General features: G+C 33.8%; 4 protein-coding genes. 2 read left to right on the top strand and 2 right to left on the bottom strand.

Features of this window, described 5'->3' with window-relative positions; genetic code table 11:
* Positions 1-123: 123 nt before the first annotated feature.
* On the bottom strand, positions 124-897 hold the full coding sequence (locus V7014_RS00430; RefSeq protein ID WP_335502723.1) for a Cof-type HAD-IIB family hydrolase: 774 nt from the start codon (positions 895-897) through the stop codon (positions 124-126).
* 785 nt (positions 898-1,682) lie between these two features.
* Here V7014_RS00430 and V7014_RS00425 point away from each other — a divergent pair.
* Both V7014_RS00425 and rnjA read left to right on the top strand, forming a co-directional pair.
* Positions 1,683-1,892 carry a DNA-dependent RNA polymerase subunit epsilon gene (locus V7014_RS00425; protein WP_335502720.1) on the top strand — a complete coding sequence of 70 codons (210 nt, stop codon included), beginning with the start codon at positions 1,683-1,685 and terminating at the stop codon, positions 1,890-1,892.
* 3 nt (positions 1,893-1,895) lie between these two features.
* Positions 1,896-3,581, top strand: a complete 1,686-nt coding sequence (rnjA, locus tag V7014_RS00420) for a ribonuclease J1 (RefSeq protein ID WP_335502716.1) — start codon at positions 1,896-1,898, stop codon at positions 3,579-3,581.
* 199 nt (positions 3,582-3,780) lie between these two features.
* On the opposite strand, the gene V7014_RS00415 is transcribed toward rnjA, so the two are convergent.
* Positions 3,781-4,446, bottom strand: a complete 666-nt coding sequence (locus tag V7014_RS00415) for a potassium channel family protein (protein WP_335502712.1) — start codon at positions 4,444-4,446, stop codon at positions 3,781-3,783.
* Positions 4,447-4,605: the final 159 nt, after the last annotated feature.

The following is a 4,605-nucleotide window of genomic DNA, read 5'->3' as shown; positions in this document are numbered from 1 at the left end:
CTTCAAAACGAAAGTAAAGGCGAAGACGTTAAAGTGGGAGATTAAGCGCCAGTAAGAACCCGATTGGTTCAACTAATAATCTGTGGGGGATGGACGAACACCCCCACAGATTAAAGTTTCACTTTATTGTATCAGCCCTAATTTTATTAGAGCATTGTAAATGCCATCTTCATCTACAGGGGTTGTTAGTAAATCAGCATATTCTTTCAACTCGTCTTCAGCATTTCCCATTACAACACCTGTTCCAACAGTTTGAATCATTTCAATATCGTTTAATCCATCTCCAAAGGCATATACATCTTTCATATCAAAACCAGCACGCTCGATAAAATGTTGAATTCCTACAGCTTTAGAACCACCACTTGGAACAACATCCATACAAACAGGATGCCAACGAATAAAGCGTACATCATTATTATTTTCTAAATAATACTTTTCATCGTCTTCTGTACAATATAACAGCGTTTGATAAATGTCATGTTCTTTATAATAATGTTCGTCAAATTCGGGATGAGGTAGAGTAAACGAAGCTAATGAAACTTCAATATGTTTAGAATATTCCACTGTTCCTTTCATCGTTTGCTCATCCATGTAAACTAATGGAACTTCCCTTTCCTTCGCTTGCTCATATAACTTATGTAATGCTTCCTTCTTAATCGGATTACGATATATTAATTCATCTTCAAACACCACGTATTGCCCATTAAAACTTACAAACGAATTAATATCTAACTCTTTTCGCAGTTTCTCAAACATAAATGGTGACCGTCCGGTAGCAATCGCTACATATACACCGTTCTCTTGAAGTTGTTTAACAGCAACTTTAGTAGATTCCGGCAATTTTTTATCAAAATCTAACAAAGTTCCATCTATATCAAAAAAGATAATTTTCTTCATTTTAATCCCACATTTCTTTTGATTTTTCAATCTCTTTAATTAAATAACTTAGAGTAATCAAAGTCAAGACTAACATTGTTAACATATTCACAATATTCCATATACACCATCATATAAAATTCACTAATACTAACTCCCTTGATTTTCTTAACAGTAGGGATGAAAAGAATATTTTTATATTCACATACTAATAAATATGTAAAATTCAGAGAAAAAATTCAAATATAACATCAACCTATATTTACTTTATATTTCAATCGTTTAAAATAAGAATAAGGGAGTGATCTGCTATGCTGAAAAAGCTGCGGAAAAAACTGCTAAAACGTTGGAAAGAGTTGCTTAGAAAGAAAACAATCGCATAACTTTTTTTAATTAATAGCCCTTCTACACNNAATTTTATCAAAAGATGTTGTTTGGAAATTGTTTTGTGTTCTCCAGTCAGGTATGATTGAATTTACATATACTATTATTTTTCCTCTAACACTTAAAACGACCGTTCAAATAAATCCTTTTTATTTGGATTACTCACAATACATATACATCATGTAAAAAAGACTTTATTAGAAAATTGTTTTGTGTTCCTCAGTCAGGTATGATGAGGATAAATAAAGGTGTCATAAAAAGTAAATCTTGTACAAAATAAGTAATAAAGCTAGTAGCTTTATTTGTTTTTTATGTACTGAAAAGAAACCGATTATATTAGCATCATGTTGTAATACATGAAAATAATGCTGTTTTTATATATAATGAAGTAAGCAAACAAAGTATTTAAGGAGCGATTTAAAATGATTTACAAAGTTTATTATCAAGAAAGCGCGACTGAGGTGCCAGTGCGCGAAAAAACTAAAACAGTCTATGTAAAAGCTGGGACCGTACGTGAAGTGCGAAATAAACTAAAAGGTCAACCATATAACATTGAGTTCGTTACCCTTGTAGAAGAAGCATATTTGGAATACGAGGAACAACACGAAGACTTTAAAGTATTGGAGCTATAATATATGAAATTTGTTAAAAATGACCAAACCGCTGTTTTCGCACTAGGCGGTCTTGGGGAAATCGGTAAAAATACGTACGCAGTTCAATTTCAAGATGAAATTATCCTAATCGATGCTGGGATTAAATTCCCTGAAGATGAATTACTTGGTATCGATTATGTAATTCCTGATTATTCCTACTTAGTGAAAAATGAAGATAAGATTAAAGGATTATTCGTAACACATGGACACGAAGATCATATCGGCGGAATCCCTTATCTTCTAAAACAAATCAACGTCCCTATTTACGGCGGTAAATTAGCACTAGGATTAATTAAAAATAAACTTGAAGAACACGGATTATTAAGACAAACAAAACTAATTGAAATTCAAGAAGACGATGTTATTAAATTTAGAAAAACGTCCGTTACGTTTTTCAGAACGACACATAGTATTCCTGATTCTTATGGTATTGTTGTCAAAACACCACCTGGTCAAATTGTACATACTGGAGACTTCAAGTTCGATTTCACACCTGTAGGTGAACCGGCAAACTTAACAAAGATGGCTGAAATCGGTAAAGAAGGAGTTCTTTGTTTACTATCTGACAGTACAAACAGTGAAGTTCCTCATTTTACAATGAGTGAAAGACGCGTTGGTGAGAGCATTCATGATATATTCCGTAAAGTTGAAGGTCGTGTAATATTCGCAACTTTCGCATCAAATATTCATCGTCTTCAACAAGTAGTTGAAGCTGCGGTTGAAAATGGTCGTAAAATTGCTGTATTCGGAAGAAGTATGGAGGCTGCAATTGAAATCGGTCAAGAGTTAGGCTATATTCGTTGTCCAAAAGACACTTTTATTGAACATCAACAAATTAATCGACTTCCAGCTAATAAAGTTACGATCCTTTGTACAGGAAGCCAAGGTGAACCAATGGCCGCCTTATCAAGAATAGCTAATGGTACACACCGTCAAATTCAAATTATTCCTGGAGATACAGTTGTTTTCTCTTCTTCACCAATCCCAGGTAATACAATTAGTGTTTCCCGTACAATTAATATGCTTTTCAAGGCGGGGGCAGATGTAATTCACGGTGCTTTAAGTGATATTCATACATCTGGTCACGGTGGTCAAGAAGAACAAAAATTAATGATTCGTCTTATGAAACCAAAATTCTTCATGCCAATCCATGGAGAATACCGTATGCAAAAACATCATGCGCAACACGCAATCGATTGTGGCGTACCTGAATCAAATTGCTTCTTAATGGATAATGGCGAAGTATTAGCCTTGAGCAATAATACAGCTCAAGTGGCTGGAAAAATCCAAGCAGGATCAGTATACATCGATGGTAATGGTGTAGGTGACATTGGCAACATCGTACTTCGAGATCGTCGCATTCTTTCTGAGGAAGGATTAGTTGTTGTTGTTGTCAGCATCAACATGAAAGAATTCAAAATCTCTGCTGGCCCAGACATTATTTCACGTGGATTCGTATATATGCGCGAATCAGGTGACTTAATCAGTGATGCTCAAAGCTTAATTAAAAAACATTTAAATAAAGTAATGGAAAGAAGAACAAGTCAATGGTCTGAAATTAAAAATGAAATTACTGACACATTAGCTCCTTTCCTTTACGAAAAGACAAAACGTCGCCCAATGATCCTTCCAATCATTATGGAAGTAGATAGTAATAAAGGGAATTAATTTATATTTATTAACGTATTAAAGATAAATTAATAAATAAGAGTAAAAGAAGTTCGTAATCTATATCATGTAGATTACGAACTTCTTTTTTGGTTGCTTCTATTTTATTTCTCTGCTTATTTTACCTACTATTCCTCCTCATGTTACTCATAAAAAAAACGACTCTATATTATGAATGTAAGAGTCGTCTTTTGGTTTATTAACTATGATCTACTACTTTCTTCTCAAATCGTGAAATATCTTGGTCTGCACCTATTACGATTAAAACATCTCCAACTTGAATTGTTTCCGTTGCAGAAGGAGAAACAATAATTTCACTACCCCTTTTAAAGGCTACAATATTTATCCCATATCGAGCTCGAATATCTAAATCAATTAATGTTTTACCGTCTATCTTTTTACTAGCCACAATCTCAACAATCGAATGTTCATCAGAAAGCTCTAAATAATCCAGAACATTATTCGATGCTACTTTATGTGCAATTCTTCTTCCCATATCACGTTCAGGATGAACAACATAATCTGCACCAATCTTAATTAAAACTTTCTCATGATAATCGTTTGTAGCTTTTACTGTAATATCTCTAACACCTAACTCTTTAAGCATTAAGGTAGTTAATATACTTGCTTGTATGTTGTCGCCAATGGCAACGATTACGTGATCGAAATTACGAATACCTAGACTTTTCAATACTGATTCATCAGTTGTATCTCCTATCACAGCGTGTGAAGCAATTGAAGCGAATTCATTGACACGATCTTCATCATGATCAATAGCTAATACTTCCATTCCTTGCTTTACAAGTTCACGACAAATACTGCCACCAAAACGGCCTAATCCTATTACTGCAAATTCTTTCTTCAAGGTATACTCCTCCATGATAGTAATACTTTAATATGCTCATATTCTATCACATAGCAAGTAATGAAACCATGTCCTTCTTGTTAAAATTACAAGTTTAAGAATACCTCCACATATCTTTTTAGTTTGCTTATCCCGTTCTAACTGGCGCTAAGACTCCCA

It is taken from the genome of Bacillus sp. JJ722, from assembly GCF_036963345.1.
GTDB lineage: Bacteria > Bacillota > Bacilli > Bacillales > DSM-1321 > Bacillus_AD.
The sequence above is the reverse complement of the archived record's forward strand: the minus strand, read 5'-3'. Positions and strand labels throughout refer to the sequence as shown.